Origin of the sequence: Sulfitobacter aestuarii (assembly GCF_042685005.1) — a bacterium.
Classification (GTDB): Bacteria; Pseudomonadota; Alphaproteobacteria; order Rhodobacterales; family Rhodobacteraceae; genus Sulfitobacter; species Sulfitobacter aestuarii.
In genome coordinates, this window is the sequence record NZ_JBHUMP010000015.1 from 35,977 (window position 1) to 58,912 (window position 22,936).

At 63.5% G+C, this 22,936-nt stretch carries 23 protein-coding genes; 11 read left to right on the forward strand and 12 right to left on the reverse strand.

Annotation, left to right across the window (positions count from 1 at the left end; genetic code table 11):
• Positions 1-3: 3 nt before the first annotated feature.
• The 8 genes from ACFSUD_RS15290 to ACFSUD_RS15325 all read right to left on the reverse strand — a co-directional run bounded on the left by ACFSUD_RS15290 (position 4) and on the right by ACFSUD_RS15325 (position 7,398).
• Positions 4-765, reverse strand: coding sequence for an ABC transporter ATP-binding protein (locus tag ACFSUD_RS15290; protein WP_386375374.1), 762 nt, complete (start codon positions 763-765; stop codon positions 4-6).
• Positions 765-2,852: a TonB-dependent siderophore receptor gene (locus ACFSUD_RS15295; RefSeq protein ID WP_386375375.1), complete on the reverse strand. Its 2,088-nt coding sequence runs from the start codon at positions 2,850-2,852 to the stop codon at positions 765-767. Before ACFSUD_RS15295 ends, ACFSUD_RS15290 begins: the two co-directional genes overlap by 1 nt.
• 86 nt (positions 2,853-2,938) lie before the next feature.
• Positions 2,939-3,982, reverse strand: coding sequence for a siderophore-interacting protein (locus ACFSUD_RS15300; RefSeq protein ID WP_386375376.1), 1,044 nt, complete (start codon positions 3,980-3,982; stop codon positions 2,939-2,941).
• Positions 3,983-3,998: 16 nt separating this feature from the next.
• Positions 3,999-4,874 carry a TonB family protein gene (locus ACFSUD_RS15305; protein ID WP_386375377.1) on the reverse strand — a complete coding sequence of 292 codons (876 nt, stop codon included), beginning with the start codon at positions 4,872-4,874 and terminating at the stop codon, positions 3,999-4,001.
• The gene (locus ACFSUD_RS15310) at positions 4,871-5,281 is read right to left on the reverse strand and encodes an ExbD/TolR family protein (RefSeq protein ID WP_386375378.1); all 411 of its coding nucleotides are present in this window, start codon (positions 5,279-5,281) and stop codon (positions 4,871-4,873) included. The genes ACFSUD_RS15305 and ACFSUD_RS15310 overlap by 4 nt, the downstream gene beginning before the upstream one ends.
• The gene (locus tag ACFSUD_RS15315) at positions 5,278-5,664 is read right to left on the reverse strand and encodes an ExbD/TolR family protein (protein WP_386375379.1); all 387 of its coding nucleotides are present in this window, start codon (positions 5,662-5,664) and stop codon (positions 5,278-5,280) included. Before ACFSUD_RS15315 ends, ACFSUD_RS15310 begins: the two co-directional genes overlap by 4 nt.
• A 5-nt stretch (positions 5,665-5,669) precedes the next feature.
• Complete coding sequence (locus ACFSUD_RS15320; protein WP_386375380.1) at positions 5,670-6,368, reverse strand: MotA/TolQ/ExbB proton channel family protein; 699 nt, start codon at positions 6,366-6,368, stop codon at positions 5,670-5,672.
• Positions 6,369-6,600: 232 nt separating this feature from the next.
• A complete protein-coding gene (locus tag ACFSUD_RS15325; RefSeq protein WP_386375381.1) occupies positions 6,601-7,398 on the reverse strand; it encodes a dimethylarginine dimethylaminohydrolase family protein in 798 nt (265 codons plus the stop codon).
• Between the two features lie 107 nt (positions 7,399-7,505).
• On the opposite strand from ACFSUD_RS15325, the gene ACFSUD_RS15330 reads away from it, so the two are divergent.
• The 7 genes from ACFSUD_RS15330 (at position 7,506) to ACFSUD_RS15360 (ending at position 13,370) form a co-directional block, all read left to right on the forward strand.
• On the forward strand, positions 7,506-8,294 hold the full coding sequence (locus tag ACFSUD_RS15330; protein WP_386375382.1) for an ATP-binding cassette domain-containing protein: 789 nt from the start codon (positions 7,506-7,508) through the stop codon (positions 8,292-8,294).
• Between the two features lie 18 nt (positions 8,295-8,312).
• Positions 8,313-9,083 (forward strand): transporter substrate-binding domain-containing protein, encoded by a 771-nt coding sequence (locus tag ACFSUD_RS15335; RefSeq protein WP_386375383.1) that lies wholly within the window; start codon positions 8,313-8,315, stop codon positions 9,081-9,083.
• A 57-nt stretch (positions 9,084-9,140) separates the two neighbouring features.
• Positions 9,141-9,869 (forward strand): ABC transporter permease, encoded by a 729-nt coding sequence (locus ACFSUD_RS15340; RefSeq protein WP_386375384.1) that lies wholly within the window; start codon positions 9,141-9,143, stop codon positions 9,867-9,869.
• A complete protein-coding gene (locus tag ACFSUD_RS15345) occupies positions 9,862-10,635 on the forward strand; it encodes an ABC transporter permease (RefSeq protein ID WP_386375385.1) in 774 nt (257 codons plus the stop codon). Before ACFSUD_RS15340 ends, ACFSUD_RS15345 begins: the two co-directional genes overlap by 8 nt.
• A 40-nt stretch (positions 10,636-10,675) precedes the next feature.
• A complete protein-coding gene (gene ctlX / locus ACFSUD_RS15350; RefSeq protein ID WP_386375386.1) occupies positions 10,676-11,593 on the forward strand; it encodes a citrulline utilization hydrolase CtlX in 918 nt (305 codons plus the stop codon).
• Positions 11,590-12,645: an ornithine cyclodeaminase gene (locus tag ACFSUD_RS15355; RefSeq protein ID WP_386375387.1), complete on the forward strand. Its 1,056-nt coding sequence runs from the start codon at positions 11,590-11,592 to the stop codon at positions 12,643-12,645. The genes ctlX and ACFSUD_RS15355 overlap by 4 nt, the downstream gene beginning before the upstream one ends.
• 86 nt (positions 12,646-12,731) lie before the next feature.
• The gene (locus ACFSUD_RS15360) at positions 12,732-13,370 is read left to right on the forward strand and encodes a TetR/AcrR family transcriptional regulator (protein ID WP_386375388.1); all 639 of its coding nucleotides are present in this window, start codon (positions 12,732-12,734) and stop codon (positions 13,368-13,370) included.
• A gap of 96 nt (positions 13,371-13,466) precedes the next feature.
• Here the strand turns inward: ACFSUD_RS15360 and ACFSUD_RS15365 are convergent, their stop codons facing one another.
• From ACFSUD_RS15365 to ACFSUD_RS15375, 3 genes are all read right to left on the reverse strand, one after another.
• Positions 13,467-14,531: a quaternary amine ABC transporter ATP-binding protein gene (locus ACFSUD_RS15365; protein WP_386375389.1), complete on the reverse strand. Its 1,065-nt coding sequence runs from the start codon at positions 14,529-14,531 to the stop codon at positions 13,467-13,469.
• A gap of 9 nt (positions 14,532-14,540) precedes the next feature.
• Positions 14,541-15,566, reverse strand: a complete 1,026-nt coding sequence (locus ACFSUD_RS15370; RefSeq protein WP_386375390.1) for an ABC transporter permease — start codon at positions 15,564-15,566, stop codon at positions 14,541-14,543.
• A gap of 67 nt (positions 15,567-15,633) precedes the next feature.
• Positions 15,634-16,596, reverse strand: a complete 963-nt coding sequence (locus ACFSUD_RS15375) for a glycine betaine ABC transporter substrate-binding protein (protein ID WP_386375391.1) — start codon at positions 16,594-16,596, stop codon at positions 15,634-15,636.
• Positions 16,597-16,775: 179 nt separating this feature from the next.
• On the opposite strand from ACFSUD_RS15375, the gene ACFSUD_RS15380 reads away from it, so the two are divergent.
• A complete protein-coding gene (locus ACFSUD_RS15380; RefSeq protein WP_386375392.1) occupies positions 16,776-17,750 on the forward strand; it encodes a LysR family transcriptional regulator in 975 nt (324 codons plus the stop codon).
• Positions 17,751-17,765: 15 nt separating this feature from the next.
• Here ACFSUD_RS15380 and ACFSUD_RS15385 read toward each other — a convergent pair whose 3' ends face one another.
• Positions 17,766-19,283 carry a trimethylamine methyltransferase family protein gene (locus ACFSUD_RS15385; RefSeq protein WP_386375393.1) on the reverse strand — a complete coding sequence of 506 codons (1,518 nt, stop codon included), beginning with the start codon at positions 19,281-19,283 and terminating at the stop codon, positions 17,766-17,768.
• A 181-nt stretch (positions 19,284-19,464) separates the two neighbouring features.
• Here ACFSUD_RS15385 and ACFSUD_RS15390 point away from each other — a divergent pair, with 181 nt between their 5' ends.
• The 3 genes from ACFSUD_RS15390 to ACFSUD_RS15400 are packed head-to-tail and all read left to right on the forward strand — an operon-like array spanning position 19,465 to position 22,933.
• Positions 19,465-21,900: an FAD-dependent oxidoreductase gene (locus ACFSUD_RS15390; protein WP_386375394.1), complete on the forward strand. Its 2,436-nt coding sequence runs from the start codon at positions 19,465-19,467 to the stop codon at positions 21,898-21,900.
• A 5-nt stretch (positions 21,901-21,905) separates the two neighbouring features.
• Positions 21,906-22,241 (forward strand): hypothetical protein, encoded by a 336-nt coding sequence (locus ACFSUD_RS15395; protein ID WP_386375395.1) that lies wholly within the window; start codon positions 21,906-21,908, stop codon positions 22,239-22,241.
• Positions 22,238-22,933 carry an aspartate/glutamate racemase family protein gene (locus ACFSUD_RS15400; RefSeq protein ID WP_386375396.1) on the forward strand — a complete coding sequence of 232 codons (696 nt, stop codon included), beginning with the start codon at positions 22,238-22,240 and terminating at the stop codon, positions 22,931-22,933. Before ACFSUD_RS15395 ends, ACFSUD_RS15400 begins: the two co-directional genes overlap by 4 nt.
• Positions 22,934-22,936: the final 3 nt, after the last annotated feature.

Below are 22,936 nucleotides of genomic sequence, written 5' to 3' on the forward strand. Positions count from 1 at the left end.
AGCTCAGGCAACGACCGCAACGGGCCCGGCAGGCCCGGCGATCAGCGTCATGTCGAGGTCAAAAAGGGCGCGCAACGTCTCGGGCGCGAGAAATTCGGCAGGAGGCCCGTCAAAGCCCACGCGCCCCTGCCGCAGCGCCACGATCCGGTCAGCGAAACGCGCGGCGAGGTTCACATCATGCAGGACGACGATGATACGCCGTCCCGCCGTGCGCGAGAGCCGGTGGAGCAGGCGCATCACCTCATAGGCATGGGCCAGGTCGAGCGCGGCGGTCGGCTCGTCCAGCAGCATGATCGGCGCGTCCTGCGCCAGCAGCATCGCGATCCAGGCACGCTGGCGTTCGCCGCCGGAGAGATCATCGGCTGGCTGGCCGGAGAATTCCTTGACGCCGGTCGCCAGAAGGGCCGTATCGACCGCCCGCCTGTCGAGATCGTCCCAGCGTCCGAATGCGCCGCGCCAGGCAAAGCGGCCCAACCCGCAGAGCTCGCGCACTGTCATGCCGGGCGCCGTCGGCAGACGTTGGGGAAGAAACGCCACCCGGCGCGCCAGGGCGCGTTGGCCAAACGACGCAATCGGCGCGTCATCGAGCGTGACACTGCCCTGCTCGGGACGTGCCTGCCGGGCCAGCAGCGACAACAGCGTCGACTTCCCGGAACCGTTCTGACCGAGGATCGCCGTGATCCCTGTCTCGCCGAGCGACAGACGGTCGATGTTGAGCACTTCCCGCCCACCGTGCTCCTTTGCGACGTCCCGAAGCGCGAACATCAGAACTTCATCGTGCCGGTCAGCGACACGCTGCGACCCTGTCCGAAATAGCAGGCACCGGTGTCGCAGAAGGAAAGATGATCCTTGTCGGTGAGATTCTGCAGGTTGAGCCGCACATCGTAATCGTCGTTCGACCAGCCCAGCGAGGCATCGAGCAAGGTCACCGCGGGGGTGCGCTGGCTGTCCGAACCCTCCCATTTCTCGCCGATATGCCGGATGCCCGCGCCCAGGATCCAGCCCTCCAGCACGCCGCCCTGCGGCCGCCAATCCGCCCAAATCGAACCGAAATCGGCCGGGACCTGCGCGATCCAGTGACCGGAGACATTCTCGGTATCGAGCCAAGTATAGCCGACATCGAGGAAGACATCGCCGATCCGATGTTTGAGTTCGAGTTCGACACCACGCGAGTTCGCCTCGCCCGACTGAACCTGAAACCCCGGGTTCGCCGGGTCAGCCAGCGCCAGGTTCGATTTGGTGAGGTCGAACACCGCGGCCGAGAAAAGCGTCTGCGGGCCCGCGGGCTGGAATTTCACCCCCAGCTCGTATTGCCTGCCCTGCGTGGGCTCGAACGCGCGCCCGGACGCATCCGCCCCGACGATCTCCTGACGGAAACTCTCCGCATAGCTCGCATAGGGCGCCAGACCGTTATCGAAACGGTAAAGCAGCGCCATATTCGTACTCAGCGCATGGTCCGTCGCGTTCACAGTCCTGCCGGAGAAGGTTCCGCCGGTCTCGCCGGATTCGATCCACCCATAGCGCAGCCCGGCATCGATATGCAGCCGGTCATTCAGCGAGGCGCGGGTCTGGACATAGGCCCCCGCCTCCTCGACCGTATTTGCGGGCGTGTCGGTCACCGCGCCGATACTGACGCCGGTATAGCTGGGATCGAACGGATCGATCGGTCCGTTCTGCGCGCCATAGGCTGTATCGCTGTCATAGAGCGCGCGGGTATAATCGAGCCCGATCAACGTCTGCATATCCCATCCGCCAAGCGCATATCTCGCCGTGGCGCTGGCAGCCATGTTGAAGCTCTCCATGGTGTTCTCCGCGCGATAGACGGTGCGATCGATCGTGCCGTCCGGATTGTAGCGGGTCGGATAATCGTCGAAGGCCCACCACGCGTGGTTGTACTGCGCCTGCGCGTCGATCCATCTGGCGTTGAGATTCATCGTCCAGGTATCGTTGAAGCGATGCGAAAAGAAGGCGGTCAGGCTTGCATGTTCGGCATCGAACCGGTCGAAATCCGGCTCGCCGACGAACAGGTCGCTGTCAAGGAAGGCCCCGTTCGGGGCCGGGAGCAACGTGCCATAGATCGAGGCGAATTGGATATCCGGCGTCGCGTCGTTCTTCTGGTAGCGGGCCAGCAGGGTCAGCTCGGTATCTGCCGTAGGACGCCAGGTGATCGAGGGCGCCAGCGCCAGCGCATCGTCGTGGGAGAAATTAACCCCGGTGGCTGCGTCGCGGGCCAGACCCACAAGACGATAGCTCAGCGTTCCGTCGGCTTTCAGGTCGCCGCCGAAATCGAGCCCCACCTGCTTGCGCGCATGATTGCCGAAGGAAAGCTGCACGATGTTGGGGCTTTGTCTTGCGGAGGTCTTCGACATGGTATTGACCACGCCGCCGACCTCGCCATTGCCGTAAAGACCGGAAGCCGGTCCGCGCAGGACTGCGACGCTTTCCAGCAGGAATGTCTCGGGTTTCACATCGTTGTAATAGCCGAAGCGCGACACGAGGCCGTCATGGAAGGTCGTCGGATTGAACCCGCGGATGTTGTACCAATCCGAGCGCGCATCCTGTCCCCATTGCCCGGCGTTGACGCCGGTAGCATAGCTCAGCGCCTCCTCAACGCTCCGCGCGCCCCGTTCCTGCATCTGCTGGGCCGTCACGACGTTGATCGCACGCGGTGTCTCGGCGATCGGCGTGTCGAGCCTGGTGATGCCGCGACTGTCGAACGCGACGGTTTCACCAAAGAGGCCGCGTTCACTCTGATCTTCGATGGTGATCGCGTCGAGCGCGATGTCTTGGGCCAGGGCCGGTACCGCCGCAAGCAGCGCGCAGACCGACAGGCTTGAGCGCATGCAGAGCATGTCCCTCTCCTTGTATTGAATTTAGGATTGTGGCCTGGCGGGAGTGGCTGGGTCGGGGGTGGGATTATAGTTCCTGACTAAAATAGTCAATATATTGATTCACACCAGTATCCCGCGACATGGCGTTGTGATTTTCCGATGTCCGGCCGACTGCGAAGGTATTGGCGCACGGCAGCGGCCTGCGACTTTTCAGCGGCGAACCAGACATAGGCGCCTTCTCCCGCAGGCAATGGCAGGGAGCGGAAAGCCGTGACCAGATCCTGCGCCGCCGTCGCGCGGTGCAACCAGCGAATGGTGAAACCCGGTGGCGATGCCAGGGCGATCTCGCTTTGAGCATCCGCAACCTCGATCAGGGCCTGACCGGTGATGCCGACGGGCGCCAGCTCGAGCATGCGCGCCATGGCGGGCAGCGCGGTTTCGTCTCCGGCCAGCACCCATCTGTCGCCGGGGGGCAGCCAGCCGCCACCCGGGCCGCTGATGCCGACCTTCTCACCGGGCGCGACCTCCTGCGCCCATCGGCAGGTCGCGCCGTTGCCGTGCAGAAAGATGTCGACGTCCAGCCACCCGGCCGCCGGGTCAACGGCGCGGATCGTATAGGCCGGGATGTGCAGGGCGTCGTCGCCGTCGGGCCATATCGTGCGCCCGTTCGCGCCCACACGCGGCCATGTCGGCGCGCGGCCGGGAGGGGGGATCAGCAGCCGGATGTGCAGACCAGAGCGCGCGAAATCTTCCAGCCGTTCGGCCGCGAGCCGCAGACGCAGGAAGTTTTTCCCGACAAGGCTGCGCCCCAGAACCCGGGCGATGCGCATGCTCGGCGGCAGGCCAGAGGCCCGCGGCGCCAGCCCGGACCACATCAGCTCCACCGGCGCGCCGAGCAGCCGATCGAGCCGCGCGCAGAGGCCCTCGCGCAGCATGTGGAGATTGCCCGCGGTGTCGCTTTCGATCTCGATGCGCAGGGCCGAGGCATCGCAGCCCAGCCGCATCGCGCCGATCCCGGTATCATAGCAAAGCGTCGGTCCCGTTGTCCGTTCAAAAGCCACGTCCTGCGCGGCCAGATCGGCACCCACCGCCTCAAGCAGACCGATGGGATCCGCGTTGTGAAATAGAGCAGTCGCGTTCTGCATCTTCATCGTGATGTCTCCCCTCTCAACTCGAGAATTTCATCGGCAGCGTGAAGGAATAGCTCGACTGCGTCAGTCCTGTCGGTGCTGCGGGAAAGCGTGCGGCGTGTACGGCACGCAGCGCCGCCTGATCGAGTGCGTCATTGCCCGAGGATTGCGTCAGCCGGACATCCTGCAGCCCGCCGCTGCCGCTGATTGTCAGGCGCACGGTGACGGTACCCGACACGCCGCGCGCTGCCGCGGGATAGCGTTTGCGTCGTTCCACGCTATTGCGGATCTGCGCGCCCCAGCGGGCGGTCAGGCTCTGGCGCTCGCCGGTGCTGAGGGTGGCTGCCTCCTGATCCTGCGTGCGCCCGGTATGGGCGCCTGCCCCCGCACCCGAGGCCCGCTGCGCAGGGCTTGGCGTCCGGACCTTCTTTGGCGCACGCTTCGGCTCGACCCTGCGCTTCGGCGGCGGCGCCAGCGATTTGGGACGCAGCTGCGGGCGGGCACTGGTCTGCGTCGGACCTGCCTCTGCGACGTCTTCAGGAGGCGGTGGTGATCGGGTCACCTCCCGGTCGAGCGGCGGCGCGCGTTCCGGCATTTCGGGTATCGCGGGCATGGCAAGCCCTTCAGGCGCGGCAGGTGCATGCATGGCAGGTGCCGGGATTTCGGGCGACTGGATCGTTTCCGGTGCTGTCATGGCGGGCATCGCGGCTGCCGTCGCTTCCTCTGGCGGCCGTTCCAAGCGCTCGACCATCGCGACAAGCTGCGCGTCGGCGGCCTGCAGCGAGATCTGCGCCGCACCCTCCGCTCCCGCTGCCTCCATGCCGCTCTCGCGATCTCCGGCAAGGGCGAGGACCGCGACATGCAGCCCCAGCGCCAGCGTCAGGAAACCGACACTCTCCGCCGCGCGCCTCATGGCCGCGCCGTCAGGAGTTCGATCCGCGCGAAGCCTGCGGCGCCAAGCCGTGGCATCAGCTCGGCCAACGCCGCCGCCGGAACATCGCGATCCGCCCGCAGCAACAGCACCGGCGCTTCCTGCGCGCAACCGGCTTCGCAGGCTTCGCTTCGTGCCGATGCCAGCGCGACCAACGCCGCATCCCCCTGCGAGTCGCGAAATCCGACCTGCCCATCGGCAGAGAGGTGCAGCGTCAACGTGCCGTCGGTCTCGTCGGCTTCACCGGCTTCCGGCGGGCTGATCTCGAAGGGTTCCGGCGGCGCGATCTGTGCGGTCATGAGGAAGAAGATCAGCAACAGGAACACGACGTTGATCATCGGCACCATGTTCTCGGACGGCGCTCTTCGCGGGGACGGAGGAAGGTTCATTCCGCGCCCCCGATCAGCACCAGCCGCCGATAGCCCGCCTGTGAGAGGGTTTCCATCACGGCGACGATACGTTGCAGCACGGCACCCTCGCGGGGACGCAGAATGATCGTGTCTTCGGGCGTTTCGGTCAGCTCGGCGAGGCTGTCCGCGAGCCCGGCAAGCGGGGTGTCGCTCCCGTTCAACCGCAATTCCGACGGAGCGATATCGACAAGCCTCGGCGGTCCCGCATAGGCGCCCCCCGCACTGCCCGCGACGTTCAGAGGCATCTGCAGGTCCAGGCCGAAACGAGAGGCGAGCATGAAGAAAACGAGCAGCAGGAAGACCACGTCGATCATCGGGGTGAGCGACGGCCGACGGCGGGCGGGGGGATCTCCGAAAGTCATGAAGCCTACGCCGCCGCGCGCGGTGTCTCGGACGTTGCCCCGTCGGGTCTGCGGATCTGCAGGCGCGTGGCGTAATCCTCCATCTCGTGACGCAGCCGATCCGCGACAGATTCAAACCAGGTGAGCGCCGCGGAGGCCGGGATCGCCACGACCATGCCCGCGGCCGTGGTCAGCAGCGCTTCCCAGATACCCCCCGCCAGGGTCGCCGGGTCAGCACGGGTGCCCGCTTCCTGCAACGCCTGAAATGCCGCGATCATTCCGAGCACCGTGCCCAGCAGGCCCAGCAGCGGTGCGATGGTCGCAATCAGCTCGAGCGGCCGCAGCCCGCTGCGGGCGCGGGCAAGCAGCCCTTTCGCCACGCGCATTGTCTCGGCCTCGGCACCTGCCGGGTCGAGGCCCGGATCATGCAGCGCGCCGATGGTTGCCAGCACCAACCGGGCACGGCAGCTCCGCCGTCCCTTCAGAAGCGTCTCGGCGTCACTGCCACGGCCCGCCGTCCACAGCAAGACCGCCCGCTCGGCCCGAGCCCCGCCGGTCCAGGCGCCGAGCAGCGCCAGATGCCAGATCTTCCAGAGCACGAGCGCGACGGTGAGGACCGACAATCCGGCGATCAGCCAGACGATCGGTCCGCCCTGCAGGATAAGATCGCTCGCTTGCGGAAATTGCCGGGCGAAACGCGCAAGCAGGTCTGACAGAATGGTCAAGGCAATACATCCTTCTGGACGCCCTCGACCGGGAGTTGCAGCAGGGCGCAAGCGGCTGCCGATCGGGGGCGGTAAACGGGAGGGATTGCCTGGCCACCGGAAGGTGCTGGGTAGTTCGGACGCTTACCTGACTTTTTTTATCGGGGATGTCAAGCGATCGGGGTCATCCCGGCTTCAGGGGCAGTGCCGCACTGGTTACCAGTGGAAACGAAGCCGCGATGCAGTGCCCTCTTTAGTTTACCGGAGGCGAAAAGCGCAGTGACAGGCAGGACATGCCGCCGTCCAGCTTGCCCGCTTCGGTGTTGCCGATCTTTCTCACGTTGTAACCGGCCTCCAGAAGCTTGGCTTCGGTCTTCGGAAAGCCGTCGGGCATCAGCACCAGCTCATTGAAGCGGATCGCGTTGGCGCAGGCTTCTTCGCCGTCTGCGGTGTGAATGATGTCGTAGCCATCCAGCGCACCGGATGTGGCGAGCCTCCGCGTCGCCAGGATCGTGTTTTCGTCCAGCAGGGAGCAGTCGGTCTTGAAGTGCAACACGCCCTCCGGGGTGGCCACCTCACGCAGGGTGTAACCCCACTGGGAGACGATGTCGCGCAGGGCCGCGACGCCCTTGGAATCGGTACGGGCCGATGTGCCGACGAGGATTTCGCGTTCGGTGGTCAGAATATCACCGCCGTCGATAAAGCCGTCACCCTCGATGATGGTCACGTCGCCATAGACTTCCTTCAGGACAGGGGCCATGACCGCGGCTTCGCCGAGCCGACTGGGCGTCCCGGGGCGCATGACGATCGCCGCTTCGGGCAGGCACAGGGCGGCGTCCTCGACAAAGACGGAATCGGGAAATTCTTCGAGGGGATCGAGCTCGATCACGGTGGCGCCGGTGGATTTCAACGCAGCGACATAATCAGCGTAATGCCCAAGGAACAGGTCCAGATCCGGTGTGCCTGTATCGACTGCGCGCAGACCGTTGACAACGCTGGCTCCGGGCTTGCGGGTGATGGCATGCGTGAATGTATAGGAACGTTTCATCATCTTGATCTCCAACAGAATGACTGATTTTGCGCAGCGTTACAGGTGTTGACAGTGTGCTATACGGATGTATAAATTTATGCAAGCGTATAGTCGCGGGGGAGGGCAGGATGCAGGGTGAGGAACAGCCGGGAACACCGGTCATCAAAGTTCGTGATCTGCACAAGACATTTGACCGGCACGAGGTCTTGAAAGGCATCGACCTGACCGCGCGCGTCGGCGAGGTTACCGCGCTTATCGGCGGCAGCGGGTCCGGCAAATCGACGACGCTGCGCTGCTTGAACCTTTTGGAGATCCCGACGCGGACCCGGACATTTAAGTTGCTGGGCGAGGATGTGGCTTTCAGGTCCAGCATCCGCAAAGGTGTCGAGGTGGTCGACAAGAGACAACTGCGGCGTTTGCGCAGCCGTCTGGCAATGGTGTTCCAGAGTTTCAACCTATGGCCGCATCTGACGCTTGAGAAGAATGTGATGGAAGCGCAGGTTCAGGTACTTGGACGAGCAAAGGACGAGGCCCGCGAAACCGCCCGCAGATTGCTCGACCGTGTCGGGCTCTCGGACCGGCGCGACATGTATCCCTCCTATCTGTCCGGCGGACAGCAGCAGCGCGGCGCGATTGCCCGTGCGCTTGCCGTCGATCCTGAAGTCATGCTGTTCGACGAGCCGACATCGGCGCTCGATCCCGAACTGGTCGGCGAAGTCCTGAGCGTGATGAAGGAGCTGGCCGAGGAAGGCCGCACGATGATCATCGTCACCCACGAAATGAAGTTCGCCGCAGAGGTCGCAGACAAGGTCATGTTCCTCAATGCCGGACGTGTCGAGGAAGAAGGTACATCGGATCAGGTGTTCAACGCCCCCAGATCCGAGCGCCTGAAACAGTTTATCCAGACGATCAACTAGTCAACCAAGGGAGATACCATGAAACTCAACAAGATCCTGCTCGCTGCGGCGGCAACCGCCGGTTTTACCACGATGGCAGCCGCCGAGACCGTTCGCATCGGCGTCGCGACAGAAGCCTACCCGCCCTTTGCGACCTCGGACGCATCCGAAAACTATTCCGGCTGGGAGATCGATATCATCGACGCCATCTGCGACGAGGCGGCGCTCGATTGCGAAATCGTGGCCACGGCATGGGATGGCATCATCCCTTCCCTGCTCGCCGACAAGATCGACGTGATTGCGGCCTCCCTCAGCATCAATGAGGAACGGCTCAAGGTCATTGATTTCTCGAACAAGTACTACCAGACAGGCGCCTCCATCACGGCGGCCGTCGGCAGCGGTGTAGAGCCGACCCCCGAAGGCGTGGCCGGTCGCACCATCGGCGTGCAATCCGGTTCGATCCACCAGACCTATGCATCGCAGTATTTTCCGGACGCCACGATCCGCGAATATCAAACCCAGGACGAAGCCAACCAGGATCTCTTCGCGGGCCGGATCGACGCGACCCTGGCCGACGTTTTGGTTCTTGCAGAATTCCTGAGCTCGGATGAAGGCACTGCCTGCTGCGAGGATGTGGGTCTTGTCGCCAATGACGAAGCCATCCACGGCCTTGGCATCGGCTTTGGTCTGCGCAAGGGCGAAGACGAGCTCAAGCAAAAGCTGAATGAAGCAATCGACGCGATCCGCGAGAATGGCACTTACGACGAGATCACCGCGAAATACTTCGATTTTAATATCTTCGGCGAATAAGAGCGGATCGGCCGGGAGGGCGGGCGTGCCCTCCCCGGCCGACATCGCGGGGGCCCAATGGCAGTCAATTACAAGGAAATGAGCGCGGCGGAACTGCTGGCGCTGGCGCCGCCCGGATGGGGAGGCGCTTTGCTGGACGGGCTGTTGGTCTCCGTGCAGGTCGCCCTTTCGGGCTATGTCATCGGGCTGGGGATCGGCCTTGCCGGGGCCAATCTCAAACGCACGGGCGGCCCTGTCGTGCGTGATCTCATGGCGGTCTACACCACGATGGTGCGGGCGATCCCGGAACTGGTCCTGATCCTGCTGGCCTATTTCGCCTTGCCGACATTCATCAACCAGATCCTCACCGGTTTCGGGTTTGAGCGCGTCGAGATCAGCGGCTTTGCCGCGGGTGTCATCGTCATCGGCTTCGTGCAGGGCGCCTATGCAACGGAAGTGTTCCGCGGGGCGATCGGGTCGGTGCCGTTCGGCCAGATCGAGGCCGCGCAGAGTTTCGGCATGCACCCGTTCAAGGTGTTCTACCGTGTCACCTTGCCAATCATGCTGCCTGCGGCGCTGCCGGGGCTGTCGAACCTCTGGCTGATCGCGGCCAAGGATACCGCTCTGCTGGCCGTCGTCGGGTTTACGGAACTCACCCTCGTGGCGCGTCAGGCAGCGGGCGCGACCAAGCATTACTTCCTGTTCCTCATGGCCGCGGGTGCGCTTTACCTTATCCTGACGCTGCTTTCGGTCTGGGGCTTCAAGCTCATCGAGAACCGGGTGAACCGGGGGGCGCGTCATGCCTAAGTCGGGCCTGTTCCAACCGCATCGTATCGTCATGGTCCTGATTGCCATCGCCGCTTTGCTTGCCATGGCGCTGAACATGGACTGGAGCTGGCTGCCGAAATACGCGCCTCATATCCTCAAGGCGCTATGGGTCACCGTCGCCCTGCTGGTCAGTTCGATCGTCGCGGGCATCTTCCTTGCGATCCCCATCGGGCTGGTCCAGGTGACTGGACCGCGACCGCTCGCCTGGCTGGCGCTGTCGTTTTGCACGTTGATCCGGGGCACGCCGATCCTGCTGCAGATGTGGTTGCTGTATTACGGTCTTGGCTCGCTTTTTCCCTATATCCCGGGACTGCGTCAGACATGGATCTGGCCCTGGCTGATCGAGGCATGGCCCTATGCCTTCGTCGCGCTGACCCTGTCCTTTGCCGGCTATGAAGGCGAAGTCATGCGCGGCGCGTTCAAGGGCGTGCCGAAGGGCGAGCTCGAGGCGGCCACGGCGATGGGGATGCATCCCTTCACCATCCTGCGCCGCATCTGGCTGCCACGCGCCGTACAACGGGTGCTGCCGACCCTTGGCGGCGAATTCATCCTGCAACTGAAGGCGACCCCGCTGGTGGCCACCATCGCCGTGGTGGATGTCTTCGCCGTTTTCGGCCGTATCCGTCAGGAAACCTTTATCGTCTATGAACCGCTATTGATGCTCGCCCTGATCTATCTGGTGCTGGCGGGGATCATCACGCTGGGGTTCAAGCTCCTTGAAAACAAACTCCCCTCACGAGGCTAAAATGCGAAAACGCAGTATTCAGGCTCCCTCAGCCGCGGTGATGATCAGGCCGCACCAGTTCAGACCGAACCCCGAAACCGAAGCCGACAACGCCTTCCAGACGCCCGCAGGCTCCACCGACTGGCGCGCGCTTGCGCAGCGGGCCCACGGCGAGGTCACACAAGCCGCCGAGACCCTGCGCAAGCTGGGTGTACGGATTGACCTGTTCGAGGATGAAGGCAGCGCAACGCCGGATTCGGTGTTTCCGAACAACTGGTTTTCGACCCATCCCGGCGGTCATGTGGCAATCTACCCGATGTTCGCCGCAAGCCGCCGTGCCGAACGCCGTATGGATGTGATCGAACTGCTGAAACGGGATTTTCGCGTGCAGGACGTGATTGATTACTCAGGTCTGGAGCCGGACGGTTTGTTCCTTGAAGGCACGGGTGCCATGGTCCTCGATCATCAGGACCGTATCGCCTATGTAATCCGCTCCAACCGCGCTGATCCTGTTTTGCTGGAACGGTTCTGCACGCATTTCAACTATGAGCCCATGGTCTTTGACGCCGTGGACCGCAAAGGCAGCCCGATCTATCACACCAACGTCCTGATGTGCATCGCAACCGATTTCGCCCTGATCGGTACAGAGATGATCAAGGACAGCACCCGCGCACAGGAAATCACCGCGCGGCTGGCGTATGTCGGCAGGAGTGTGATCGACCTGACCACGGAGCAGATCGAGCGTTTCGCAGGCAATGCCATCGAGCTTCAGGGCCGCGAGGGGCGGCTGCTCGCCTTGTCGCAAACGGCGTTTGACTGCCTCAACGAGGCACAAAGGGAGATCATCGGCGAAAGCGCGCGGATCGTGCCGTTGCAGGTTCCGACCATCGAAATGGCCGGCGGATCGGTGCGCTGCATGATCGCCGGCAATCACCTCGCCGACCGCGCGTCACCCCGAAGCCAGGGAGATAGACAATGACGACGGACCTGAATACCGTCCCCTTCGTGAGCGTCGAAAACATGATGCGGCTGACCCATGAGACCGGGATCGAAGAGGCCCTCGCCGAGATCGCAGGCTATATCGAGGATGATTTCCGCCGCTGGCCCCTTTTTGACAAGACGCCGCGCGTGGCGTCGCATTCCGAGGTCGGCGTGATCGAATTGATGCCGACTTCCGATGGCACCGAATACGGGTTCAAATACGTCAATGGCCATCCCAAGAACACCAAGGAGGGCCTGCAGACCGTCACCGCCTTCGGCCTGCTGGCCGATGTGGACACCGGCTATCCTGTGCTGCTGACCGAAATGACCGTCCTGACCGCCCTGCGCACGGCCGCGACATCGGCGGTGGCGACGAAATACCTGGCCCGCAGGGATGCAAAGGTCATGGCGATGATCGGCAACGGCAGCCAGTCGGAGTTTCAGGCCCTCGCCCTGCACAAGATCTGCGGCATCGAGGAAGTGCGTCTGTTCGACACCGATCCGAACGCGACCCGCAAATGCGCCGAAAACCTGAAAGGCACCGGCCTGCGCGTCGTCAGCTGTGCGACCGGTCAGGAGGCCATCGAAGGGGCCGATATCATCACCACCTGCACCGCCGACAAGCAGAATGCAACCATTCTGACCGACAACATGGTCGGCGCCGGTGTCCATATCAACGCCATCGGCGGCGACTGCCCCGGCAAGACTGAGTTGCACCGCGATATCCTCATGCGGTCGGATATCTTCGTGGAATATCCCGAACAGACCCGCATCGAAGGCGAGATTCAGCAATTGGCACAAGACCACCCCGTCACCGAGCTTTGGCAGGTCATCACCGGCGAGATCACCGGCCGCCGCGACGACCGCCAGATCACGCTGTTTGACGGTGTCGGCTTCGCGATCGAGGATTTCAGCGCCCTGCGGTGGGTGCGCGACAAGCTCAGAACGTCAAACCGCTTCGACATGCTCGACATGATCGCGGACCCCGACGACCCGCGCGACCTGTTCGGCATGTTGTTGCGTGAAAAGCAACGGATGGCCGCGGCATGATCCCTTTGCGACCGCGCAGGCGGAGGGCGGGCGAGCCGCCTTTCGACACATTTGCGACACTCCCGGATTTCAACTAAATCAGTGGCATGCAGGAAAAGACCGGCAAGATTCAACGGGCCAACACGGACACGCGCCGCGCCGACCTGATTGCGGCCACCCTGCGCGTCATTGCCCGCGACGGTGTGCGCGCCGCGACCGTGAGGGCGATCGCCAAGGAGGCCGACGTCACCCAGGGGCTGATCCGCTATTACTTTTCCACCAAGGACGACCTGATCACCGCCGCCTACGAATTGCACATGGCGACCCTCGTACGCGCCGCCGACGAGGCGTCCAAGGGAAAGGCCTCCGCCCGCAAGCGCCTGTCCAAGTTCATTCAGGTGTCCCTGCAGTCACCTGTGACCAGCCACGAATCCATCGCGATCTGGGCCGGGTTCTTCGCCGTTCTGCTTCATGATCCGGCGATGGCCGACAGTCACAAGCGCAGTTACGATTTGCTTCGCCTGCACCTCAAAGGGCTGATCGCGGCCGTGTTGGAAGAGGCAGACATTGCCACGGACCCCCGGAAACTCCGCCGCCTGAGCATCGCCGGGAACGCCATTCTGGACGGTCTGTGGATCGAAGGCGGTGCGTTGCCCGACGTCTTTGGCGACAACGAACTGGTGCAGGTCGGGCTTGAAAGTTTCAGCGCCCTAATCGGTGTCGAACTGGAAGGAACGTCCGGTTGACATCGACAGGCGCGACGCAACCCGGACGCATCTCGCCCTACACGGCTGCCGGAACAACCTCCACACTGCCCTGACCATCCTCGCGCGGCCACAGCATCAGGAGGCGAGCGCGACTTCAGCCTCACCGCGCGGCGCCGAACGATAGGGCACCAGCGCGGCCAGCAGCGCGCCCATCTCGATCCGCCCCGCGACCTCCCCGTTCCGTCTCACCGCGACCGTCGCATCGAGCCGACCGCGCGCCAGGGTGATGATTTCCTCGAGCGTGTCGTTCCAATCCACCTCCCCGACCACGTTCACCTCCGGCCTCCCCGGATCCGCGATCGTCCCGGCGCGCAATACCCGTGCCCGGTTGATGTCGCCGACGAAGGCCTCGATATAGGGATCGGCCGGGTTCATCACGATGTGCTGCGGGCTGCCCTGCTGCACCACCGCGCCGTCCTTGAGGATGACCAGATGATCGGCCAACTTGAGCGCCTCGTCGAGATCATGGGTGATGAAGACGATGGTCTTGTGCAGCTCCCGTTGCAGCTCGATCAGGAGGTCCTGCATGTCGGTGCGGATCAGCGGGTCGAGCGCGGAGAAAGCCTCGTCCATCAGCAGAATGTCGGAATTGGCGGTCAGTGCCCGCGCGATGCCGACGCGCTGTTGCATGCCGCCGGAAAGCTGTTGCGGATAGCGGTGCTCGAAGCCCGAAAGCCCCACCCGCGCCAACCATTTCAGCGCCTCCGCCTCGCGTTCCGGCTGCCCGACGCCGCGGATCTTCAGGGCGGTGGCGGCATTCTGCGCCACCGTGCGATGCGGCAGCAGGGCAAAGTTCTGGAACACCATCGACATGGCATCCTGACGCAGACGGCGAAGCTCGGCGCGATCCATCGCCGTCACGTCCTGACCGTCCAGCAGGATCTGCCCGGAGCTCGGGTCGATCAGCCGGTTCAGATGCCGGATCAGCGTCGATTTTCCGGAACCCGACAGGCCCATGATCACCGTGATCTCACCTGCCCGCATGTCGATATCGATATCATGCAGCCCCAGCACATGGCGGTGTTTCTTCAGCAGCTCGGCCTTGCTCACCCCTTGATCGCGGACCAGCGGCACCATGGCGCCAGGATTCGAACCGAAAATCTTGTAAAGATTGCGGATGCTGATCTTGGGAGTGTCCATGTCGGGCCCCTATTGCGATTTGTGAGCGGGATCGATACGCCGCATGGCCGCTTTCGAGCAGCGATCGAGCACCACCGCCAGCAGCACGATGCCAAGTCCCGCCACAAGGCCCACCCCGAGTTCGAGATTGCGGATCCCGCGCAAGACCAGCACGCCCAGACCCGGCGCCGAGACCAGCGAGGCGATGACCACCATGGCGAGGCTCATCATGATGGTCTGGTTGACCCCGGCCATGATATTGGGCAGCGCCAGCGGCAATTGCACCTCGAACAGCTTCTGGCTTTCCGGCATGCCGAAAGCCTCCGCCGCCTCGATCACACCCGGGTCCACCAGGCGGATGCCGAGGTCGGTCAGGCGGATGATCGGCACGATGGCATAGAGAATGATCGCGATGCCGTAGAGCTTCGGCTCGGTCACCGAGAACAGGAAGATCAGGGGGATCAGATAGACGAAGCTCGGCAGGGTCTGCAGCATGTCGAGCACCGGCAGCATCACCCGCTGTGCCCGGTCCGAGCGCGACATCAATATTCCCAGCGGCACGCCGAACAACACGCTGAGGCCAGTGCAGACGAAAATGATCGACAGGGTTTGCAGGGCCACATCGAGATGATCGATGAAGCCGAAAAACATGAATACCAGCGCCACGAAGAGGGTGATGCCCCATTGTCGTGTGGCGGCCCAGGCGGCGGCGATCAACAATGGGATCAGCACCCACCAGGGGGTGGCGCTGAAAGCATAGAGCGCCCCTTCCAGCAACCAAGACAACGGCTGCGTCAGCGGATCGAGCACCAGTTTGAGACTATCCTTTGCTCCGAGGAACCCGGCTTCGACCGCGGCGGTCAGCTGCCTTGTCTGCGGAATTGCCGCGCAGGAGGCGTGCAGCGCATCGAGCGAGGGAAAGGGCAACGGCTCGCCGCCGCCGCCCGTCCGGTTTTGTGCCAGCAACTGTGCCATGCTACGTGGTGCAGCGTCGGCATCGGCGGCGCACCAGTCGCGCAATCCAATCAGGTCGATCATCGTGTCATAAAAGGCCATGTGCGTCCCCTGTCTGCCCGGACCGTCTGCCGGGCTTCCCCGGCCGGGCTGCCGCTGTTTCCGCTTCTTATTGCAACAGTGCCGAAACGTTCCGGCGTGCTGCGTCGCTGAGCCATTCCGACCACAGATCCTGGTTGTTGCTCAGGAAATAGACCGCCCCCTCTTCGGCAGAGGCGTTGTTGTCCTCCATCCAGGCGAGGATCCCGCCCATCTGTTCGCTGGTGAAGGAGAGTTTCGACATGAACTCGGCCACCTCCGGCTCGCGGTCGCGGAAATCGACGGTCGCGGCGGTTTTGACATCCGCACGCGGATAGGCCGAGACACCGGGCGCGCCGCAATCCTTGCTGCTGTTGCAGGCGTGGGTCTCGGCGTCAAAGCCTCCCATATCGACCAGCACCATCGGGTATTTCCCGAGGATCGCGGTGGGGGCCCAGTAGAAACCCACCCAGGGTTCCTCGTTGGCATAGGCCGCCGCAAGGGCAGTGGCGAGGGTCTCACCGGAACCGTGATTGAAAATCACGATCCCCTTGCCTTCCATGTCGATGACCTTGTTAATATTGTCGTTCACCGTGCGGCAGGCCCAGCCGTCCGGACAATTGTCGAACCGCCCCCCGACCAGATCGGGATTGGCAAGGATACCCTCCAGCGTGGCAGCCTCAGGATGTTCATCGACCACGTATTGCGGCACCCACCACCCCTCGATGCCGCCGTCGGAAAGCACATCGGCCAGTTCCACCAGCTTTCCCTGCCCGACAAGCTCGGCATAGGTCGGCGCGGTATTGACCCAGAGCTCGGTCAGCAGATCGGGCTTGCCCGTTTCGGCCACCGAGGTCAGCGCCGTCGGTGTCGAGGAGGGCACCGCGGTCACATCACAGCCATAGCCCTGTTCCATCAAGAACTTGGCGACCGAAGTCACCACATTGGCCGAGGCCCAATCCATCTGGGTGATCGTCACCTCGCCACATTCCTGCGCCCAGAGCGGTGCGGCAAAGCCAAGGCTGCACGCGGATGCCAGTATCAATCGCTTCATGTCCGTCTCTCCCGGTTTCGGCTGCGCCGGTTTCGGCTCGACAGCTCTGTTGATCGGAACGCTTCCACAATTCCCGGCATCGGCGGATCGAGAAGCAATTGCTGGTAATATTTGAGATTGTTATTTCGATATTCTCGCAGATGATGGGCAGCAACGTCGATTTCTGAAAGACAACGCAGATGACACGTCTCTCGCCCCGCAAGGATCTGAGCCTCAAAGCGCTTGAGCTGTTCCAGATTTGCGCCGAGAAGGGATCGCTGCAGGCGGTCGCGCAGGAAACCGGGCTGTCGGTCAGTACCATCTCGCATCACCTGCGCAGCTTGGAGGAGCATCTCGGGGTGGAGCTGTTCAACCACAGCCGCCGCCCGATGGTGCTGACCCCCAAGGGGCGGGCCTTTCTGCGCAATATCGACCCGGCGCTGCACGCCATCCGCAAGGCCAAGGCCGAAGCCTCGGCCGGGAATATCGGTGACGCCAGCTATCTGAGGCTGGGCACGATCGAGGATTTCGACAGCGACATCATCCCCGAGCTGGCTGTGTTCATGTCGCGCAACATGCCGCGCTGCGATTTCATGTACCACACGGATTCAAGCCATCAGATCATCGAACTGCTGCGCAACCGCCAACTCGATCTGGGGATCACCTCCAGTCCGACGGAGCGCCTGCCGGATCTGCAGGACCGACCGCTGCTGCGCGATCCCTTCGTCGTCGTGCTGCCGCTGGGCAATGAGGTACCAATCGCCGATATCGTCGCGGGGAACAGCCGTCTGCCGTTCCTGCGCTTCTCCGCCAACCTGATGATCGCGCGCCAGATCGAAACCCAGCTGCGCCGCCTCGGCGTGACCCTGCCGCATCGCTTTGAATGCGGTAACAACCAGACGCTGATGGCCATGGTTGCCGCCGAGGGCGGGTGGACGATCACCACGCCGTTGCTCTTTGCCCGTGCGAAACGGTTTCACCCGCGGCTGCGGATGCACCGCTTTCCGGGCAAGCGGTTCGCCCGGCGGATCTCCATCGTCACGACACCGGATTGCTCGCGCTCGGTGCTGGATCTGGTCGATGCGAGGATGCGGGCAATGATCGTCGAGCGGGCGATCAAGCCCTTCCACCTCAGCAATCCCTGGCTTGCCGACAGTTTCGTCCTGATCGACTGAGCCTCGTTCGGGCGGCTAGAGGATGCGGAACCGGGCGCGGATCTCGCGATCCTGCTCCGGCGTCAGGTATTCCGGGTGATGGTCCTTCAGGATCTGCCTTGCACGGATGTTTGCCACGCCCCAGGCATCCTGCGCTCCCTTCTCCGCCCAGGTGCGGGGCTGGTCGCGGTCCGCGAGCGAAGGATAGAAGTAATCACGCTCCATGGCGGCATAGGTATGCTGCCCGCCGAGGAAATGCCCATCGCCCAGCACGGCTTCGCAGATCGCGGCATATCCGAGGTTCTCTTCGCTCACCTCAATGCCGCGCAGCGCCCGATAGCTGTGTGAATGCATCTCGTCATCCAGAACGAAAGCCTCGAAACTTGCTCCCAGCAACGAGGCCGTCATGCCGGAGCTTTCATAGATCAGATTGCCCCCGGCCAAAGCCGCCGTCAGCGAGGTAAGTCCCTTCTCCATGCCATATTGAGCATCGATCGCCTTGGCGTCGGTCATCGAGCAGGCCACTCCCGAAGGCAGGCCGAGCCAGTTCGACAATTGTGCCGAAGCCGCGTTGAGCACGGCGGTCTCGCCACTGCCGCCCGAGAACGCACCGGTGCGCAGGTCGATCACCAGGGGCCAGTTCGAAAAGATCATCGGGAACCCGGGCGAGATCGCGTGAACCATGACCAGGCTCGCCAGCGTCTCGGCCAGCGATTGCGCCAGAAATCCCGCCAGCGTTGCCGGTGCAGTGGCCCCGGCCTGAGCCGCGGTGATGCAGGAGATCGGGATGTTGTGACGAATACATTCATAGACCACATCGACCGCATCTTCGCCGTAGCGCAGCGGCGAGATCACCGGGCTGATATGGGCCTTGAGGAAAGGCCGTCTGGCAAATTCACCCGGCCCGCCCGCAGCGATGTCGAGCATCTCCACGATCGGTGCCACATGCTCGGCGAGGGTAAAGGACGTCGCGGTCGGCTTGCTGGTATTCTTCAGCAGCGCATAGACAGTGTTGACGTCGAGGTCGAAATTGTCCGGCACATCGGTGGCCACGCAGCAGCGGGTGAACCAGCTGACATTTGCGAGCACATCCTGCAGGCGGGTGAAGTCGTGCAGATCCTGCAAGGTGGACGAGCGGTAGGCCCGGCTCTCCATGTCGAGGGTCTGCACCGCCGCGCCGCCGGTGCCGAAATAAACCCGGTTGCCCCCGACCTCGATCGACCTTGCCGGATCGCGGCCATGCAGGGTGAAGGTCTTGGCCGCCTGATCGACGGCGGCAGCCACCAGCGAGGGCGGGAACAGGAGCCGCCCGGCGCCATTGTCCCGCGCCCCCGCCGCCAGAAGATCCGCCTGCAGCCGCGGCGGCACTTCGCCCATGCCGAGGTTCTCCAGCAGATCCAGCGCGGTGTTGTAGATCCGTTGGATCTCGGCCTCGGTCAACGGCTTGTAGGCGCCACCGACCTGCCCCGGCGGACAGGGATCCACCGCCGGTTTGGCAGCGCGCTGCGCCAGCCGTTCAAGACGTCCCCCTCGTTTGCCACGCTGCGCATTCATCGCCAATCCCACCCTTTTTGCCTGCCATAATTCAGGCGCGTTCCGGCGCGGGGAAGCAAATCCCCCCGCCTAATTCCGAAATCAACAAATCCAGTTCACGAAAACTTCGAAATCACATCCCCATCGTTGCGATTGGTCTCTCGCTGCGCCCTATTCCATCAGGACATATGGAGGCACTCCCATGAAATCGCGTACCAAGGTTGTGGTCATCGGCGGCGGCATCGCCGGTTGCTCGACGCTCTATCATCTGACCCAGGAAGGCTGGAGCGATGTAGTGCTGATTGAGCGCAATGAGCTGACCAGCGGCACCACCTGGCATTCGGCAGCGCAGGTGACCAATTTCGGCATGACCCAGACCATGGTCGGCCTCAAGACCCATTCGATCAACCTCTACAAGGAGCTTGCCGAAGACCCCGAATACCCGATCAATTACCATCACGGCGACGGCGGCATGCGGCTTGCCAACACCTCCGAACAGATTCAGGCCTATCGTCACTTCACGTCGATGGCGCGCGGCATGGACGTGCATTTCGAGGTGATCGACGCCGAGGAATGTGCCCGCCGTCATCCGCTGATCTCTACCGACAATCTGCTCGGTGGCCTCTGGGATCCGCTTGATGGTGACATTGACCCGGCGCAGCTCTGCCAGGCGCTGGCCCGGCGCGCCCGTGCCGCCGGGGCCGAGGTCTATCGCAACACGCCGGTGAACGCGCTGACCCAAAACAAGGACGACACCTGGACGGTGCATACCGATCAGGGAGACATCGATTGTGACATCGTGGTCAATGCCTGCGGCTACCGGGTCAACGAGGTCGGCGCGATGATGGGCGTGCATCACCCGGTTGCCTCGATGGAGCATCAGTATTTCCTGACCGAAGAGATCCCCGCGATCCGCGACGCGGGCCACCGGATGCCGCTGATCCGCTGCCCGATCTCCGATTACTACTGCCGTCAGGAGAAGAACGGCCTGCTGGTCGGTTTCTATGAGCAGGATTGCAAGACCTGGGGCATGGACGGGATCGATCCGAATTTCGTCAACGCGCTGTGCCCCGATGATCTCGACCGGGTGATGGACGTGCTTGAGGGCGCCTTCGAGCGGATGCCCGCGCTGCGCGAGACCGGCATTCACACGGTGGTCAACGGCCCGATCACCTATACGATTGACGGCGCGCCGCTGGTCGGGCCGATCCCCGGCAAGCGCAATGCCTTCTGCATCATCGGTCTGCGCGCCGGTCTTGGCGAGGGTGGCGGCCATGGCTGGCTGCTGGCCCAGCAGATCGTGCATGGCGAGGCGTGTTACGACACCTGGGTGATCGACCCGCGCCGCTTTACGACCCATGCCAATGTCGAGCTGACCGCGCTGAAGGCGATCGAGGATTATCAGAACGAATTCCGCTTCCATTTCCCGCATGAACACCGCCCGGCGGCACGCCTGGCCAAGACCACGCCGCTGACCCCGGTACTGGCCGCGGAGGGGGCCGAATTTACCGTGGTCAGCGGCTGGGAGCGGGTCGATTACATCAAGCCCGCGCCGGACTTCCACCCGACGTTGAGCTTCGATTTCGACGAGGCCTTCGACGTGATCGGCGCCGAAGTGGCGCACGTCGCCAGCAAGGTCGGCCTTTGCGAAGTCAGCGGCTTCAACCGGTTCGAGATCACCGGCGCCGACCGCCATGATTTCCTCGACCGAATGTTCTGCGGCAAAGTTACGCGTCGCGCGGGCCGGATCGGGCTGGGCTATCTCCTCAACCACCATGGCATGGTCAAGGGCGAGGCTACCATCGCCAACCTGCCCGCCAGCGACCGCGGGTCCGAGCGGGTCTGGTATGGCTCGGCCGCGGCCAGCGAGTTTCATGACATGGATTGGCTGCAAAGTCATATGCGCGGCGACGAGGATGTGCAGATCCGCAGCCTCACGGCCGATCAGACCATCCTGGTGCTGGCCGGCCCGCATGCCCGCAATGTGCTTGCCGCCTGCGCGCGGGGCGATTGGTCGAAAGCGGCCTTTCCCTGGCTCACGGTCAGGGAATGTTTCATCGGCTATGCCCCCGCCACGGTGATGGGCGTGAGCTTCTCGGGCGAGCATGCCTATGAGATCCATGTGCCCAACGCCTCGCTCTACGCGGCCTATCTGGCGCTCAGACAGGCCGGGGCGGGCCATGACCTCAAGCTGTTCGGCGCCCGGGCGGTGGAGTCGATGCGACTGGAAAAGGGGTTCCTGCACTGGAAGGCCGACCTGCTTACCGAATTCGATCCGTTCGAGACCGGATTGGGGCGGTTCGTGAAGCTCGACAAGGGCGATTTCATCGGCCGCACGGCGCTGCTGCAACGCCAGGCAGAAGGCCCGCGCAAGCAACTGGTCACCCTGAAGATCGACGCCACCAATGCCCCCGCTCACGGCGGTGCCTCCCTGATGCAGGGCGCGCAGGTTGTCGGCACGGTGACCTCGGGCGACTGGGGCCATCGTGTCGGGCTCAATCTCGCCTATGCCTTCGTCACCCCGCAATATGCGGAGACCGGCAGCCGCCTGCAGCTTGACCTCTGCGGCGAGCTGGTCGGAGCCGAGGTGATCGCCCCCTCCCCCTATGACCCTGACTACACGCGTATGCGGAGCTGATCGCGATGCAGAAGATTGCCGCCATCGTGCATGTTGAAGCGGGCTTCGTGCCAATCGAACTGGCGCTGGAGCAGGACATCCTGCGCATGGCCGACAGGTTGCGGCGAAAGCTGCGGTTCAGCGTCCGGATCTGCACCTTAAGCGGCCAGGAACTCGGGGAAGGGCTCGGGGAAGTATTTGTGCGGGCAGGTCCGATTGCTGCCGAGGGAGCCGGGCAGCCGCGCAGCGAGAATGATATCCTGCACCTGCGGCAGGTTATCTGGCGCCCCAGACGCTGCCCCACAGTGACTCAATCCCTACCTACCTGTTCGACATGCGCCTGCCCCGAGGTGGCACCGTGAGCGGCCGCGTTGTCGGCATTCTTGGCGGCATGGGTCCCGCAGCCACGATCCTGCTGCAACAACGGCTGCTGGACCGGGTGCAGGCGGTCGATGATGTCGATCATCTGCCGTTGCTCATCGACATGAACCCGCAGGTGCCGTCGCGGATCGCGCATCTCGTCGAGGGCCAGGGTGAGAGCCCGGGACCGGTGCTGGCCGATATGGCGCGGCGACTGGAGCAGATCGGCGCCACCGCCTTGGCGATGCCGTGCAACACCGCCCATCATCATGCTCTGGAGATCGAGGCTGCGGTCCAAATTCCGCTGCTGAACATGGTCAGGCTGTCCGTGGCGGAGGCGGCGCTCAGCCTGCCGCGCGGTGCGCGTCTGGGTCTCCTCGCCTCCCCCGCTGTGCGGCAGGCCGGGGTCTTTGCCCCGGCACTCGATGAGGCTGGAATCGGCGCGCTCTGGCCTGCTGACCAAAGCGCCATGCTCGTCGCGATCCGTGACATCAAGCGTTGCGGCGATACCACGACAGCGCGCCGGATCTTCAAGGATGCCGCGGCGGAATTGATCGGCCGCGGCGCCGATCTGCTGCTGATTGCCTGCTCCGAGTTTTCGCTGATCGCCCATGTGCTGCCCGGCAACACCCCGACCATCGATACAATCGACGTTCTGGCGAAAGCGATCCATGACCACACTTTGAAGGATTGAGTT

Excerpts from the sequence above, each read along its gene's own strand:
- ctlX (WP_386375386.1), top strand. The coding sequence starts at position 10,676 with ATGATCAGGCCGCACCAGTTCAGACCGAACCCCGAAACCGAAGCCGAC.
- ACFSUD_RS15390 (WP_386375394.1), top strand. The coding sequence starts at position 19,465 with ATGAAATCGCGTACCAAGGTTGTGGTCATCGGCGGCGGCATCGCCGGT.
- ACFSUD_RS15335 (WP_386375383.1), top strand. The coding sequence starts at position 8,313 with ATGAAACTCAACAAGATCCTGCTCGCTGCGGCGGCAACCGCCGGTTTT.
- ACFSUD_RS15340 (WP_386375384.1), top strand. The coding sequence starts at position 9,141 with ATGGCAGTCAATTACAAGGAAATGAGCGCGGCGGAACTGCTGGCGCTG.
- ACFSUD_RS15310 (WP_386375378.1), bottom strand. The coding sequence starts at position 5,281 with ATGAACCTTCCTCCGTCCCCGCGAAGAGCGCCGTCCGAGAACATGGTG.
- ACFSUD_RS15300 (WP_386375376.1), bottom strand. The coding sequence starts at position 3,982 with ATGAAGATGCAGAACGCGACTGCTCTATTTCACAACGCGGATCCCATC.
- ACFSUD_RS15305 (WP_386375377.1), bottom strand. The coding sequence starts at position 4,874 with ATGAGGCGCGCGGCGGAGAGTGTCGGTTTCCTGACGCTGGCGCTGGGG.
- ACFSUD_RS15330 (WP_386375382.1), top strand. The coding sequence starts at position 7,506 with ATGCAGGGTGAGGAACAGCCGGGAACACCGGTCATCAAAGTTCGTGAT.
- ACFSUD_RS15370 (WP_386375390.1), bottom strand. The coding sequence starts at position 15,566 with ATGGCCTTTTATGACACGATGATCGACCTGATTGGATTGCGCGACTGG.
- ACFSUD_RS15315 (WP_386375379.1), bottom strand. The coding sequence starts at position 5,664 with ATGACTTTCGGAGATCCCCCCGCCCGCCGTCGGCCGTCGCTCACCCCG.
- ACFSUD_RS15325 (WP_386375381.1), bottom strand. The coding sequence starts at position 7,398 with ATGATGAAACGTTCCTATACATTCACGCATGCCATCACCCGCAAGCCC.
- ACFSUD_RS15395 (WP_386375395.1), top strand. The coding sequence starts at position 21,906 with ATGCAGAAGATTGCCGCCATCGTGCATGTTGAAGCGGGCTTCGTGCCA.
- ACFSUD_RS15355 (WP_386375387.1), top strand. The coding sequence starts at position 11,590 with ATGACGACGGACCTGAATACCGTCCCCTTCGTGAGCGTCGAAAACATG.
- ACFSUD_RS15345 (WP_386375385.1), top strand. The coding sequence starts at position 9,862 with ATGCCTAAGTCGGGCCTGTTCCAACCGCATCGTATCGTCATGGTCCTG.
- ACFSUD_RS15290 (WP_386375374.1), bottom strand. The coding sequence starts at position 765 with ATGTTCGCGCTTCGGGACGTCGCAAAGGAGCACGGTGGGCGGGAAGTG.
- ACFSUD_RS15375 (WP_386375391.1), bottom strand. The coding sequence starts at position 16,596 with ATGAAGCGATTGATACTGGCATCCGCGTGCAGCCTTGGCTTTGCCGCA.
- ACFSUD_RS15385 (WP_386375393.1), bottom strand. The coding sequence starts at position 19,283 with ATGAATGCGCAGCGTGGCAAACGAGGGGGACGTCTTGAACGGCTGGCG.
- ACFSUD_RS15295 (WP_386375375.1), bottom strand. The coding sequence starts at position 2,852 with ATGCTCTGCATGCGCTCAAGCCTGTCGGTCTGCGCGCTGCTTGCGGCG.
- ACFSUD_RS15360 (WP_386375388.1), top strand. The coding sequence starts at position 12,732 with ATGCAGGAAAAGACCGGCAAGATTCAACGGGCCAACACGGACACGCGC.
- ACFSUD_RS15380 (WP_386375392.1), top strand. The coding sequence starts at position 16,776 with ATGACACGTCTCTCGCCCCGCAAGGATCTGAGCCTCAAAGCGCTTGAG.
- ACFSUD_RS15365 (WP_386375389.1), bottom strand. The coding sequence starts at position 14,531 with ATGGACACTCCCAAGATCAGCATCCGCAATCTTTACAAGATTTTCGGT.